General features: G+C 74.8%; 12 protein-coding genes. 10 read left to right on the top strand and 2 right to left on the bottom strand.

Translation table 11 applies throughout. The features are described 5' to 3' along the window. Positions 1-333 precede the first annotated feature (333 nt). From zwf to GTY84_RS19410, 5 genes are all read left to right on the top strand, one after another. On the top strand, positions 334-2,112 hold the full coding sequence (gene zwf, locus GTY84_RS19430; RefSeq protein WP_161227569.1) for a glucose-6-phosphate dehydrogenase: 1,779 nt from the start codon (positions 334-336) through the stop codon (positions 2,110-2,112). After that, positions 2,109-3,044, top strand: coding sequence for a glucose-6-phosphate dehydrogenase assembly protein OpcA (opcA, locus tag GTY84_RS19425; RefSeq protein ID WP_161227568.1), 936 nt, complete (start codon positions 2,109-2,111; stop codon positions 3,042-3,044). Before zwf ends, opcA begins: the two co-directional genes overlap by 4 nt. Beyond that, positions 3,037-3,180, top strand: coding sequence for a hypothetical protein (locus GTY84_RS19420; RefSeq protein WP_161227567.1), 144 nt, complete (start codon positions 3,037-3,039; stop codon positions 3,178-3,180). Before opcA ends, GTY84_RS19420 begins: the two co-directional genes overlap by 8 nt. A gap of 1 nt (position 3,181) precedes the next feature. Next, entirely contained in the window at positions 3,182-4,063 is an 882-nt protein-coding gene (gene gnd, locus GTY84_RS19415; protein WP_161227566.1) for a phosphogluconate dehydrogenase (NAD(+)-dependent, decarboxylating), read from the top strand. Positions 4,064-4,186: 123 nt separating this feature from the next. Beyond that, on the top strand, positions 4,187-4,759 hold the full coding sequence (locus tag GTY84_RS19410; protein ID WP_161227565.1) for a GNAT family protein: 573 nt from the start codon (positions 4,187-4,189) through the stop codon (positions 4,757-4,759). Between the two features lie 51 nt (positions 4,760-4,810). Here GTY84_RS19410 and GTY84_RS19405 read toward each other — a convergent pair whose 3' ends face one another. After that, entirely contained in the window at positions 4,811-5,161 is a 351-nt protein-coding gene (locus GTY84_RS19405) for a hypothetical protein (RefSeq protein WP_161227564.1), read from the bottom strand. A gap of 512 nt (positions 5,162-5,673) precedes the next feature. Here GTY84_RS19405 and GTY84_RS19400 point away from each other — a divergent pair. From GTY84_RS19400 to GTY84_RS19380, 5 genes are all read left to right on the top strand, one after another. Then, complete coding sequence (locus tag GTY84_RS19400) at positions 5,674-6,192, top strand: hypothetical protein (RefSeq protein ID WP_161227563.1); 519 nt, start codon at positions 5,674-5,676, stop codon at positions 6,190-6,192. After that, complete coding sequence (locus tag GTY84_RS19395; protein WP_161227562.1) at positions 6,192-7,583, top strand: hypothetical protein; 1,392 nt, start codon at positions 6,192-6,194, stop codon at positions 7,581-7,583. The genes GTY84_RS19400 and GTY84_RS19395 overlap by 1 nt, the downstream gene beginning before the upstream one ends. Beyond that, the gene (locus GTY84_RS19390; RefSeq protein ID WP_202551424.1) at positions 7,580-9,094 is read left to right on the top strand and encodes a VWA domain-containing protein; all 1,515 of its coding nucleotides are present in this window, start codon (positions 7,580-7,582) and stop codon (positions 9,092-9,094) included. Before GTY84_RS19395 ends, GTY84_RS19390 begins: the two co-directional genes overlap by 4 nt. Before the next feature lie 58 nt (positions 9,095-9,152). Further along, entirely contained in the window at positions 9,153-10,277 is a 1,125-nt protein-coding gene (locus GTY84_RS19385; protein WP_161227561.1) for an AAA family ATPase, read from the top strand. Positions 10,278-10,447: 170 nt separating this feature from the next. Further along, entirely contained in the window at positions 10,448-13,192 is a 2,745-nt protein-coding gene (locus tag GTY84_RS19380; RefSeq protein ID WP_237532405.1) for a DUF5682 family protein, read from the top strand. A 438-nt stretch (positions 13,193-13,630) separates the two neighbouring features. Here the strand turns inward: GTY84_RS19380 and GTY84_RS19375 are convergent, their stop codons facing one another. Next, entirely contained in the window at positions 13,631-13,795 is a 165-nt protein-coding gene (locus GTY84_RS19375; protein ID WP_161227560.1) for a hypothetical protein, read from the bottom strand. Positions 13,796-13,818: the final 23 nt, after the last annotated feature.

Here is a 13,818-nt window from a genome sequence, read left to right as displayed (position 1 = left end):
TGTCCCCGTCCACCCGGGCGAACACACGTTCCCGGACGGCACCACCCCCCGCGGACCCGCTCTCCCGGGGTGAAGGACCCGGCGTCCCGGGACACCCTGGACAGGGTGGATCCGCTCGCCCCCGGCGCCCCCGACCGCGGTGCCGGGCCGTCCCGGGTGCCCCACCGGGCACGGTGGCGCCCCGGGCGGGGCGCGGCCACCGGTGGTCGCCTCCCTGCGGGGCGGCGCGGCGCGGTGGCCGGTACGCACGGGTTCCGGCGAGGCTGCCGCGGTCCGGAGGGAGATGCTGGATACGGTGACGAAGTCGCTCGACGGCAAGGGAGTTGACGGGCAATGAGCGAGGAGCTTCCCGCCGCGGCGGTCCGGGGGACCGGACCGGCGCAGGAGGCGGGGAAGGCGGCGCCGGACCGGGCGGGGGCGGACCGGGCGCCGTCCGGGAGGCCCTGCGGGGCCGGGCGCCGGGCAGCGCCCGGCACCTCCGGCGACCGGGACGGCGGCGGCTCCCCCCGGGCCGCGGCGGGGTCCGGTGCGCGGCGCGGGGCCCGGGGCGCAGGAGGCGCCGGACGGGCCGCCGCCCCCGTGCCACCGCTCGACTGGAGCAATCCCCTCCGGGATCCCCGGGACCGGCGGCTGCCCCGGATCGCGGGCCCGTCCGGACTGGTGATCTTCGGCGTCACCGGGGACCTGTCCCGCAAGAAGCTGATGCCCGCCGTGTACGACCTGGCCGAGCGCGGTCTGCTGCCGCCGGGCTTCTCCCTGGTCGGCTTCGCCCGCCGGGACTGGGCGGACCAGGACTTCGCGCAGGTGGTGCACGACGCCGTCAAGGAGTACGCCCGCACCCCCTTCCGCGAGGAGGTGTGGCAGCAGCTCAGCGAGGGCATGCGCTTCGTCCCGGGCGACTTCGACGACGACGCCGCCTTCGGCCAGTTGCGGGAGGCCGTCGAGGAACTGGACGCCTCCCGGGGGACCAGCGGGAACTACGCCTTCTACCTCTCCGTGCCGCCGAGGTTCTTCCCGAAGGTGGTGCGGCAGCTCAAGAAGCACGGGCTGGCGGACGCCCCGGAGGGCTCCTGGCGCCGGGCGGTGATCGAGAAGCCGTTCGGGCGCGACCTGGCGAGCGCCCGCGACCTCAACGCACTGGTGCACGAGGTGTTCGAACCGGACCAGGTGTTCCGCATCGACCACTACCTCGGCAAGGAGACCGTCCAGAACATCCTGGCGCTCCGCTTCGCCAACCAGATGTACGAGCCGGTCTGGAACCGGTCCTACGTCGACCACGTGCAGATCACCATGGCGGAGGACATCGGGATCGGCGGCCGGGCCGGGTACTACGACGGGATCGGCGCCGCCCGCGACGTGCTCCAGAACCATCTGCTGCAACTGCTGGCGCTGACCGCCATGGAGGAGCCCGCCTCCTTCGACGCGGCGTCGCTGCTCACCGAGAAGCTGAAGGTGCTGCGAGCGGTGCGGCTGCCGGACGACCTCGGCGCGCACACCGTGCGCGGGCAGTACACGGCGGGCTGGCAGGGCGGCGCGCCGGTGCCGGGGTACACGGAGGAGGAGGGCATCGACCCCGGCTCCACCACCGACACGTACGCCGCGGTCGGGCTGGCGATCGACAACCGCCGCTGGGCCGGCGTCCCCTTCTACCTGCGCACCGGCAAGCGGCTGGGCCGCCGGGTGACGGAGATCGCGGTGGTCTTCCAGCGGGCCCCGCACTCCCCCTTCGACACNACNGCNACNGAGGAGCTGGGCNNGAACGCNNTCGTNATCCGCGTCCAGCCCGACGAGGGCATGACGGTGCGGTTCGGCTCCAAGGTGCCCGGCACCTCGATGGAGATCCGGGACGTGTCCATGGACTTCGCCTACGGGGAGTCCTTCACGGAGTCCAGCCCGGAGGCGTACGAGCGCCTCATCCTCGACGTACTGCTCGGCGACGCCAACCTCTTCCCCCGCCATCAGGAGGTGGAGGAGTCCTGGCGCATCCTGGACCCCGTGGAGGAGTACTGGGCCGGGCACGGCCGGCCCGCGCGGTACGCCTCGGGAAGCTGGGGACCCGGGGAGGCCGACGAGATGCTCGCACGAGACGGACGGAGCTGGCGCAGGCCATGAGGATCGATCTGACCGACACCACGGCGAGCAGCATCAACAAGGCACTGGTGCGGGGCCGCCGGGCCATCGGCACCCCCGCCGTCGGCATGGTGCTGACCCTGGTGATCGTCACCGACGAGGAGAACGCCTACGACGCGGTCAAGGCCGCCGAGGACGCCTCGCGCGAGCACCCCTCGCGCACCCTCGTCGTCATCAAGCGGCATCCGCGCAACCTGCGCGACCGCACCCGCTCGCACCTGGACGCCGAGGTCCGGGTGGGCTCGGAGGCGGGGACCGGCGAGACGGTGGTGCTGCGCATGTACGGCGAGGTGTCCGAGCACGCCGACTCGGTGGTGCTGCCGCTGCTGCTGCCGGACGCGCCGGTGGTGGTGTGGTGGCCGGTGGAGGCGCCGGAGAACCCGTCGCGGGATCCGCTGGGGGCGCTGGCGCAGCGCCGGATCACCGATCTGTACGCGGTCGAGCGGCCGATGGAGGCCCTGCGGAACCGGGTCCGCACCTACGCCCCCGGCGACACCGACCTGGCCTGGACCCGGCTGACCCTGTGGCGCTCCATGCTGGCCGCCGCCCTGGACCAGGCACGGGCGCCCGTCTCGGCGGCGACGGTGGAGGCCGAGGCGGACAATCCGGCGGCCGAGCTGCTGGCCCGCTGGCTGGAGGTGCGGCTCGGGGTGCGCGTCGACCGGGTGGTGAGCGACGGCCCGGTCGTCACCGCGGTGCGGCTGGGCACCTCCGGTGGCGAGATCGTCATCGACCGCCCCGACGGCCCGCTGGCCACGCTGACCCTGCCGGACCAGCCCCCGCGCTCCCTGGCGCTGAAGGTCCGCCCGACCTCCGAACTGATCGCCGAGGAGCTGCGGCGCCTCGACGCCGACGAGATGTACGCCATCGCCCTGCGCGGCGAGGCCCCCGAGGAGGGCCCGGCCCGTGTCTGACCCCGCCGGCGCCCGTGCCGTCACGGAGCCGGACCGGCGGCCCGAGCGGGCCGCGCCGGGCGGGCACCGCGCCCGCCCCGTCCCCGACCCGACCCCGCGCGGGCCCTTCGCCCGCGCACCGAAGGAAGTGCGCTGACATGCAGATCGGTCTCGTTGGCCTCGGCAGGATGGGCGGCAACATGCGCACCCGGCTGCGCGGCGCCGGGCACACCGTCATCGGATACGACACCGACCCCGGGCGGTCCGACGCCACCGACCTGGCCGATCTGGTCGACCGGCTGGCGGCGCCCCGCGCGGTGTGGGTGATGGTCCCGGCCGGCCACGCCACGCAGGGCGTCGTCGACCTGCTGGCGACCCTGCTCAAGCCGGGCGACGTAGTCGTCGACGGCGGCAACTCCCGCTGGACCGAAGACGAGCGGCACGCCCGGGAGCTGGGCGGGCGCGGCATCGGCTTCGTGGACGCCGGGGTCTCGGGCGGTGTGTGGGGGCTGGAGAACGGCTACGCGCTGATGGTCGGCGGCGCGGCGGAGCACGTGGCCCGGCTGCGGCCGGTCTTCGACGCGCTCAAGCCGGACGGTCCCTACGGCTTCGTCCACGCGGGCGGGGTGGGGGCCGGGCACTTCGCCAAGATGGTCCACAACGGCATCGAGTACGCCATGATGCAGGCCTGCGCCGAGGGCTGGGAGCTGCTGGAGAGGGCCGACTCCGTGGACAACGTCCGCGAGGTCTTCCGCTCCTGGCAGGAGGGCACGGTCATCCGCTCCTGGCTGCTCGACCTCGCCGTGAACGCCCTCGACGNGGACNNGCACCTGGNGNGNCTGCGCGGNNACGCCGAGGACTCCGGCGAGGGGCGCTGGACGGTGGAGGCCGCCATCGACCACGCGGTGCCGCTGCCGGCGATCACCGCGTCGCTGTTCGCGCGGTTCGCGTCCCGGCAGGACGACTCGCCGCAGATGAAGATGATCGCCGCGCTGCGCAACCAGTTCGGCGGCCACGCGGTGGAGTCGGCGAAGGAGTAGCCACGCCGGGGTACGGCGGGCGCGGTTCCCCGGGCCGGGCGCGACCGCCCCCGCCCCGCCGTCCGGCCGGGCGGCGCCGGGCCGGGTCCCGGGCAGCCTCCCCCGATCGTCTAAGGTTCCCCAATGTTCGAAGGACGGCTGGTCAGACTGCGCGCGCTGCGCCCCGAGGACGCCGGACACCACCTCCGGTGGCGCAACGACCCGGAGGTGGTGCACTGGGCGGCGGCCGGGGACCCGTTGTTCGGCCCGGTCACGGCGGAGGCGGTCGCCCTCGCCTTCGAGGGCATGCTGCGGCTGGTCCCGAGGGAGTCGGCCGTGTTCACGGTCGAGGACCTGGCGAGCGGCGCGGTGATCGGCATGGCCGACTACCGGGACCTCGACCCCTGGGCCGGGGTGGCGACGCTGGGGGTCACCGTCGGGGAGCGGGAGTTCTGGGGCGCGGGCCACGGACGGGACACACTGCGGCTGCTGGTGGACCACCTGTTCGGCGCGTACGGCCTGGCCCGGCTGGAGCTGGACACCTGGAGCGGCAACGAGCGCGCGGTGCGCGCCTTCACCGGGCTGGGCTTCCGGGAGGAGGGCCGCCGCCGGTCGGCGGTGCTGGTCCGGGGGGAGCGTCATGACCGGGTGCTGTTCGGCATGCTCCGCGAGGAGTGGGCGGGCCCGGCCCCGCGGGTGCCCTCGCGCGGACGGTGACGGGAGCGCCCCGCACTCCACCGGGCCCGCCGGGCACGGGCCGCCGCGCGGTCAGTCCCCCTGGGACCAGGCGGCCACCGGCAGGGACAGGTAGACACCGAAGTCGTCGAGCCCGGTGGCGGTGCGGATCCCCGCGTGGAGCGTGTCCACGCGCTCCTGTCTGCCCGCCTCCCGGTGCGGCGTCCACTTCGACCTGACCTCGATCACCACCGGCAGCCCGCAGCGGTCCAGCGGGCCCAGCGGCCGGAAGCGGATCTCGACGTCCCCGGGTCCCAGGTCGCCGTCGTACGGCTCCTCGGGGCACTCCACGGCCAGGGACACCAGGTGCGGCAGTACGGAGCCCAGTTGACGCAGGACGGCCTCGGGCACGGTGGGCGCGTGGGTCACTTCGACGAGCGGCATTCCCGACACGTTAGAGCACCGGCCCTCCCGTCGCGCCGAGGGGGAGCCCGTGGGCGCCGGGACCGGGCGGAGGGACCCGCGTGCGGCGGCGGCTCCCTCGCCGGGACGTCCGCGCCCACGGCCGGGGTTGCCGCAGAAGTCGTCCCCGGGGCCGTTGGACTCCGGGCCGTCCACGCGCACGGCCGGGCCGGAGTCCAAGGCGCCGCTCCCGGACGCGGCACGGGCGCGTCCTCCTCCGCGAGGCCGGGCACCCGGGCGCGGACCACCGCCGCCACGGGCCTCGACCGGAGCCGGCGGGGCGGTGGACGCCGGCGGGCGCCCCCGGCGCGCGGTGCGCGGCACCGCCCCGGCCCGTACGGCGGGGGCGGGCGGAGCGTCGACGGCGGAGGCGGAACCGGCCCGGTGGCCCGGCCCGGGGCGGGTGTTCACCGCGGACGGGGGCGTTGTCAGTGGGCCCCGCTAGGTTTTTCCCTGTTCCGCCGGGGAGGCGTGGACGTTCCCCTTTCGCATGCATGGGAGATGGTGCGTTGTCCGTCTGGGAGAGGTCGAGCACGGTACGGGTGGTGCCGTCCGCGCGGCCGCGCAAGCTTGCCAAGGTTCCGTTCGTGGAGCTGGCCGACGGGCGGTTGCAGGGCGTGGTGTCCAGCGGGTCCGACATCGGCCGGGTGTACGTGTCGTCGGTGGCGGCGGGGACGTACGCCTACGCGTGCAGCACCAACAACAACCGGCCCTGCGGCGGGGCCCGGGGCGGCTTCTGCAACCACATCCGCGCGCTGGTCGTCGAGGCCGTGCTCCAGTACGGCGTGGACCGGGTCGCCCGGTACCTCCGGGCGGAGGACGACGCGGAGCTTCCCGACGCGGGGAGCGTGACCTCCGTGATGGCCGCCGCGCGCCCCGGCCCGGGGGACTCCTCGACGGCGGCGCAGGTCTTCAGCCGGTTCCTGCGCCACCTCGGCTACCTGGAACTGGAACCGGTCACCGCGCCGCTGCCCGAGATGCACTGGTTCCCGACGGCGGGGGCGGTGGCCTGATGCGCACCGACGCGCTGATCGCGCCCGTCGACGGCCTCGACGAGGTCCTGGCCGCCGTGGACGGTTTCGACGACGCCCTGTGCGGGGGCCTGCTGCGCCCCCAGCCGGGGCAGGCGGGCGGGCTCGTGGCGCTCGCGGACGCCGTCGAGGGGACTCCGCTGGCCGCGCGGGTCGGTGAGGCCGCCGACAAGGCGGTCGCCGGAGCCTCCGGGGAGGACCATCTGGTGGCGCTCGCCGCCGCCCGGGTGGCGCTGCTCGGCTCCGCGCACGACGCGCTGGCCGCCCGTGTCGACGAGGCCACCGGCCGGCGGACCGCCGGGGAACCCGCCGGACCGGGCGGGGACGACGGGCACGCGGCCGGGCTGCTCGCCGCCGCCCGCGGCTGGCTGTGCGACCTGGCCCGCGCCGGATGGCGGGGCATCGACCACGAACTGGTCGGCGGAGCCGCCCCGGTGGTCGCCGCGATGCTGCCCGATCCCGCGCTGCGCCGCCCGGCCGCCCTGCTCGACGGCTTCGCCGCCGAACTGGCCGCCTCCTGCCCGGGGGCGGCCCTGGAGCGGGTGCCGGTGCGCCGCTGGGCGGACCTCTGGTCCCGGGCCGTGCTGCTGACGCTGCCCGGAGCCGCCGCGGCCCCGGCGGTGTCCGAGGTCTCCGGCCGTCTGCTGCCGCTCGGCGTGGACCTCCAGGAGCACGCCACCGCGGTGCAGGCGCAGGTGCACGCCGTGTTCGAACCGGCGGACGGCTCGGAGCCCCGGCTGGTGCGGGCCTCGGTCTCGGCGCCGAAGCCGGACACGGTCGTGGGGGCGGGGCTGTGGCAGGTGCTGCGCCCGCGCATGGCGCTGCTGGCCGCCGTGGGAGAGGGCCGGACCATGGACCTGGACGCGATGCCGCTGACCGCCGGGGGCGACCTGCTCTGGGACGACGGCCGGGCCCGCGCGGGCGGGGCGGCCGAGGTCTTCGCCACCGCCCGGGTCGCCCTCCCGGCGGCCGTCGCCTTCGCCGCCCCGCCGCTGGAGCGGCACCCGGCGGCCCTCGCGGCCCCCGTCCTGCTGGAGGGGTACGGCGTGGCGGACGGCGAGGACGGGATGGTGTTCGAGATCGCCGGGCACCGGCTGGCCGTCGACGCCGGGCGGCTGCCCGCCGCCGGGCCGCTCACCCGGGAACTGGTCGCCACCTCGGCGGCGTGCCTGGGCCTGCTGCGGTGGGACGCCGGGGAGTTCCGGCTCCAGCCGCTGGCCGTGGAGCGGACGGTGCGCAAGAAGGCCGTGGCCGTGCACGCCGGGGCCTGGGCGGGCGGCACGTCCGACAAGGCCGGGATCCGGGCCGAGAAGGCCGCCACCGACGCGGTCACCGTACTGCGCGAGCGCGCCGGAAAGCTGCTGCGGAAATGACCGAGGACATCCGGGAGATCCCCGGCCCCCAGGCCCGGCCCGCTCCGGGCACCGACGGCCGTGCCGGGCCCGACGGCACCGCCGCCCCGGCCCCCGACGGCGCGCGGCCCGAAGCCGGGGCCGGCACGGAGGCCGGCACCGCGCCCGACCCCGACGACAACCGTCGGCAGGTGCTCTACTGGCGGCTGCTGGCCCGCCTCTTCGACCACGAGGAGCAGGCGGCCCTGGAGTCCGCGAGCCTCGCCGTGGTCGAGGAGATCGGGCTGCCGCCCGCCCTGCTCGACCCGGACGCCTCCGTGGACTCCGTCGTGCAGCGCCACCCCGCGCTGGCCGCCGAGTTCGACGGGCTGATGGTCCCCGGCCAGGAGGAGGACGGGGCACGCGACCGCGCCGCCGAGGTGCGGCGCGCGGCGCTCGTCTCCAAGGTGCTGCTGAACGTCTTCGCCTCCGCCTCCGGCACCGTCACCGCCGGGCAGTTGGCCCGCTGGCAGTCCGACGCCGACTGGCTGGAGCGCGCCCTCGGCTGCCGCCCCGGCGAACTGCGCGGTGGCCGCGGGGGCCGGAGCGCGGGCACCGGGACCGGCGCCGGGGCGTCCCTGCCCGACCTGGGCCGGCTGATCCCCGCCATCGGTCCGGAACTCGGCGCCATCGAGGGCGACCTCGTCAAGCGGATGCACCTGCGCGAGGTGCTGGCCGACCCGAAGCTGGCCTCCCGGCTGACCCCGAGCATGTCCCTGATCGAGCAACTGCTCCGCGACAAGGACAACCTCTCCGGCGTGGCCCTGGCCAACGCCAAGGCGCTGATCCGGCGGTACGTCGACGAGGTCACCGAGGTGCTGCGCACCCAGGTCGAGAAGTCCACCGTGGGTGAGATCGACCGGTCCGTGCCGCCCAAGCGGGTCTTCCGCAACCTCGACATCGACCGCACCATCTGGAAGAACCTCACCAACTGGAGCCCGGAGGAGGAGCGGCTCTACGTCGACCGCCTGTACTACCGGCACACCAGCCGCAGGACGACACCGCAGCGGCTGATCGTCGTCGTGGACCAGTCCGGCTCCATGGTCGACTCCATGGTCAACTGCACCATCCTGGCGTCCGTCTTCGCCGGGCTGCCCAAGGTCGACGTCCATCTGATCGCCTACGACACCCAGGCGCTCGACCTGACCCCCTGGGCCCACGACCCGTTCGAGACGCTGCTGCGCACCAAGCTGGGCGGCGGGACCGACGGCACCGTCGCCATGGGGCTCGCCCAGCCGAAGATCGCGGAGCCCCGCAACACCGTGGTGGTCTGGATATCCGACTTCTACGAGTGGCGCCAGCAGGAGCTGTTCGACAGCATGGCCGCCATCCACCGCTCCGGGGCGAAGTTCATCCCGGTCGGCTCGGTGACCAGCTCCGGGCGGGGCAGCGTCAACCCGTGGTACCGGGAGCGGTTCAAGGACCTCGGCACGCCGGTGATCTCCGGCCACATCAAGAAGCTCGTGCACGAACTCAAGACGTTCCTCACCTGATCCCCGGCGTACGCCCGCGTCGCCCGTGATGACCACCGTACGGAAAGGCCCTTTCGACATGTCCGACCTGCTGCGCGCCCCCGCCGAGATCAAGTACGCCGAGGAACTCGACTGGCTGGAGTCCGTCGACGACGGCCCCAAGCCGTTCTCGTGGCGCCTGTCCCCCAAGATGGTCCGCCTGTTCATCCTCGGCTCCGAGCGCTCGGACGGCCTGGAGCGGGAGGTCGCGCAGAAGTGGTTCGGTGACCGCAGCTTCGTCGAGCGGTCCATCGTCACCCTCGCCTCGGACCGCGGTCTGCTGCTGATCGGCGACCCCGGCACCGGCAAGAGCTGGCTGGCGGAGCTGCTGTCCGCCGCCATCAGCCGCAACTCCACCCAGGTGGTGCAGGGCACCGCCGGCACCACCGAGGACCACATCAAGTACTCGTGGAACGTGTCCATGGTCATCGCCAAGGGCCAGTCCCGGGAGTCGATGATCCCCTCCCCGATCATGACCGCGATGGAGACCGGCACCATCGGCCGCTTCGAGGAGCTGACCCGGTCCACGAGCGATGTGCAGGACGCGCTGATCTCGATCCTCTCCGAGAAGTACATCTCCGTGCCCGAGCTGGAGAGCGGCGGCGGTGACGACAACATCGTCTTCGCCAAGCCCGGCTTCTCGATCATCGCCACGGCCAACAGCCGGGACCGCGGCGTCAACGACCTGTCGTCCGCGCTCAAGCGGCGCTTCAACTTCGTGCGCATCCCGGTCGTGACGAACAAGAAGAGCGAGGCGGAGATCGTCCGCTTCCGCACCGAGGAGCTGCTCCGCCGGCACTCGATCGACCTGGACGTGCCGCCGACCCTGCTGGACGTGCTGCTCCAGAGCTTCGCGGACCTGCGGGCGTCCGCCGCGGCGGCCGGCAGCGACGACGAGAAGCTGGAGTCGGCCCTGTCGACGGCCGAGCAGATCGGCGTCCTGGAGGACGCCGTCCTGCACGGCAACTTCTTCGGTGAGAGCGCCCTGACCGCCCGTACCCTGGCCTCCTCACTCGTCGGCTCACTGACCCGCCGCGAGCCGGAGGACCTGGCGATACTCAACAAGTACCTGCACGGCGTGGTCGAGCCGCGCAGCAGGGAACAGGGCGGCTCCTGGCCGGAGTTCCTCGAGGGCGGGCGCGACGCGATCGCCACCCTGTCGTGAGCGGGGTCCTGGAGAGCGGTCCCGCCACCGGCGGGGCCCCGGACGACGCCCCGGTCACCGGCGGGGCACCCGGGGAAGGCGGCGCGTTCGGCGCGCTGCGGGGGCAGTTGCGGGAGGCGGCGACCGCCTTCGCGGGCGGGCCGGACGCCCTGGAGGAGATCCTGCTGGGCATGGTCGACGACGTCGACCGGGCGTCCCGCGAGCCCCTGGAGATCTTCCCCGTCTGCCACCACTCCCCCGCCTCGGCGACAGCCATGGCCCGGCGGCTGCGCGAGAAGCGGCCCAGGGTCGTGTACCTGGAGATGTGCGAGGACATGGCACCGCTCCTGACCGAGCTGCGCAACTGCCGGCTGCCGGTGGCGGTGCAGGCCTTCGCCGGCGACGTGGACGGCTTCCCCGCCGACTGGGCCCCGCTGTCGGTGGTCGCGCCGATGACCGAGGCGTCCGCCGAGTACCAGGCCATCGCCTACGCCCTGGACACCCCGGGGGTGGAACTGGTCCTGGTGGACCGCTCCGCCGACCACGTCTTCCAGTGGGAGGGCCGTGACCGGGGCACCGGCGGGCCCGGCCCGCAGGACGACGGGGCGCCGGCCGAGCCGGAGGCCGCGCTGCACGGCGAGGCCGTCGGCGTGGAGATCGGCGACCTGCGGCCCCGCTTCGCGGAGCTGGAGCGGCATCTGCTGCGCCACGGCAGGGTGCGGCACTGGTCGGAGTGGTGGCACCAGTACGTCGAGGTGCCGCTCGCCGACGGCTCCGCCGGTCACGACACCTACCGCCAGGTCATGTTCCTGATCGGCAGCCTGTTCCGCAGGCTCGCCCCGGGCGACGGCGACCGGCTGCGGGTGGACGAGGACCGCGAGCGCCACATGTGGACCAGGATGCGCGAGCACCTGGCGGCCACCGGCACCGACCCGGCCGACTGCCTCTACGTCTGCGGGGCCTTCCACGCGGCCAGCCGGGTCGAGGAGTTCGGCGTCGGCGGCAGCGGCGGCTTCACCGTCACGCCGCGCACGGACACCGTCTGGCAGTACGGGCTGATCCCGTCCAGCCACGCGGCGATCGAGGCGCAGTTCGGTCTCGCCCCGGGCTCGGTGTCGATCGCGGCGACGGAGTGGGCCAAGGGCCTCAAGCGGGCCCGGGTGCGGCCGTTCCGGCTGGCCGGCCAGGCGGGTGCCGGGAAGAGCACGGCGAAGGCGGCGGCCCCGGCGCCCGCGGTGCCCGTCCCGGCGCCCGCGGTGCCCGTCCCGGCGCGGACCGAGGACACGGACCGGCTGTCGGGCTTCCTGCGCCGCCCGCCGGTGCTGGACGGGCTGGACGAGGCCGAGCTGCTCGGCTGGTCCGTGGGGATCGTGCACGCGGCCCGGCGCAACGGCTATCTCGCCTCGACCGCCGACGCCATCGCCGTCTTCGAGACGTCGATTCTGCTCGCCGGGATGCGCGACCGCGCCAAGCCGACCCCGTACGACTTCCAGGACGCGGCCGTCACCTGCATCGAGAAGGACCGCGTCCCCGGGCGGCGGGACGTGCGCCGGCTGGTCGAGATCATGATGGGCGGCGACCGGATCGGCCAGGTCGGCTACGAGGCGCTGCCCCCGCTGGCGCGGGACGTGCACGACCGGCTCGCGCCGCTCGGGCTGAAGCTCCAGCAGCGCGGGGTGCGGCGGGCCCTGCTGGACATGACCGCCCAGCCGGAACTGAACGCCTGCTCGGACGTGCTGTGGATGCTGCGGCGGCTGCTGCCGCACGGCGCGGCCCGTCCGGTCATGGGCGAGCGGCGGCTCGGCGAGCGCTCGGTGCAGGAGTCGTGGGACCTCGCCCTCGGCACCCATCAGCGGGCGCTGATCGAGCTGGGCTACGAGGGCGTCAGCATCGAGCAGGTGCTGGAGCAGCGGCTGCGGCGGGACGCGTACGCGCCCGGCGCGACGGCGGCGGGCGTGCTGGCCGCCGTCGAGGACGCGACGCTGTACCTGGGCGGCCGGCGCCTGGCGGAGGAGCTGGGCCATCACGCGCTGAAGGTCCTCGCCACCGAGCGCGGCGTCGACGGGGCGCCGGAGGTGCTGCGCCGGGTGCGGACCCTGCTGGCGTACTACCGCACCGGCGAACCGGCGCTCCCGGCGTGGATCGAGTCCTTCGTCCGGACCGGGTACGCGCACTACTGCACGCTGCTGCCGATGGCGTTCCGGGACGAGGACGCGACGGTCGGGCAGGTCGCGGCGATGCTGGGCTTCCTGTTCGGCATGGAAGGGCTGGCACTCTCCCTGGGCTGCGACCGGACCCAGTTGGAGCTGGCCGTCGCCCAGTCGCATCCGGAGGACCCGTCGAAGACGGCCCTGCTGTGGGCGGCGCGGGTGCGGATCGGCACGCTGTCCCGGGCGGAGCTGCGCTCCCGTTGCGACGAACTGCTCGACAACCCGCTGGTGGTGCCCACCTATCCGCAGTACCTCAGCGGCTTCGTGCACGCGCTGGAGCCGGTGCCGGCGCTGGCGGACGTGGTGGTGGAGGCGGTGTCCAACGCCTTCGGGCGGCTGCCGGACGCGGTGCTGCTGCCGTGGCTGCCCCTGCTGATCACGACGCTGCGCTCGGGCGCCGGGGAGCTGGCGCCGCTGCTGGTCCGGGAGGCGGGGCGGATCTTCCCCGGGCGGCTGGCGGAGCTGGACGCGTGGACACCGCCGTGGCGCACGCCCCCGGTCCAGGTGCCCGTGCGCCGCGCGGCCGGGGACGGCGGGCAGGGCGCGGGCCCGCGCGGTGCCGCGCTGCTGGGCAGGCACCCGGCGGCCTGCGACGCGGTGGCGGAGCTGCTGGGCTGCGAGGGGACGTGGGCTGCGCCCGGTTCCGGGGCCCCGGTCGGCGCGCTCCTCGTGTCCCGGCACCCGGCGACGGCAGCGGCGGCGGAGCGGCTCCTCGCGGGCGGCTGAGCGTGCGCGCGGGCCGCTGAGTGCGCGCGGGCGACTGAGCGTTCGAGGGCGGTGGGGTCCCCGGCGGGGCTCCGCCGCCCTGCGTGTGCCGCCCGCCCGGGGACGGCGGCACCCACACCGTTGCCGGGCGGCACCCGTCGGAGCATCCGCCCGGCGACCGGCCGCGCGCCGGGCCGTCCACGAGGCCCCGTCCCCCGTCGTGGTGCAGCCGATCAGGGCCCGCCGACTGCGCTTCGGAGTCATCCCGCACGTGCCGCCGCGTACCGTCGTGCGATCACCGCCGGTCCCGGCTCAGGGAGCCCCAACAGGGCCGCCGACAAGGGCCTTCGGACTGCGACCTGGGGATTCCGTCAGCTTCATCGGCTACACCACTCGGCGGACGCCATCGTCCACGACCGTGCCGGTGCCCGCCCATGGCGCGATCACCGGGCCACCGGCTCAGCCGTAGCAGGCGGGCAGTGGTTCGAGTCCCTCGGGCACTCCGTACTTCAGGACCGCGGTGTACGCCTCCGCGATGTCGCAGCCCTTGTCGTACCACTGGTAGGCGAACAAGCTCCAGATCAGGACGAGCACGACCAGCACCCAGCGCAGTCCCTTCGGCATACGGGGAGTGTCCCGCCCGGACC

Source organism: Streptomyces sp. SID8352, from assembly GCF_009862265.1.
In the GTDB taxonomy this organism is placed as follows: domain Bacteria; phylum Actinomycetota; class Actinomycetes; order Streptomycetales; family Streptomycetaceae; genus Streptomyces.
Note: the sequence above shows the minus strand (reverse complement) of the source record. Positions and strands in the feature narration are given on the sequence as shown.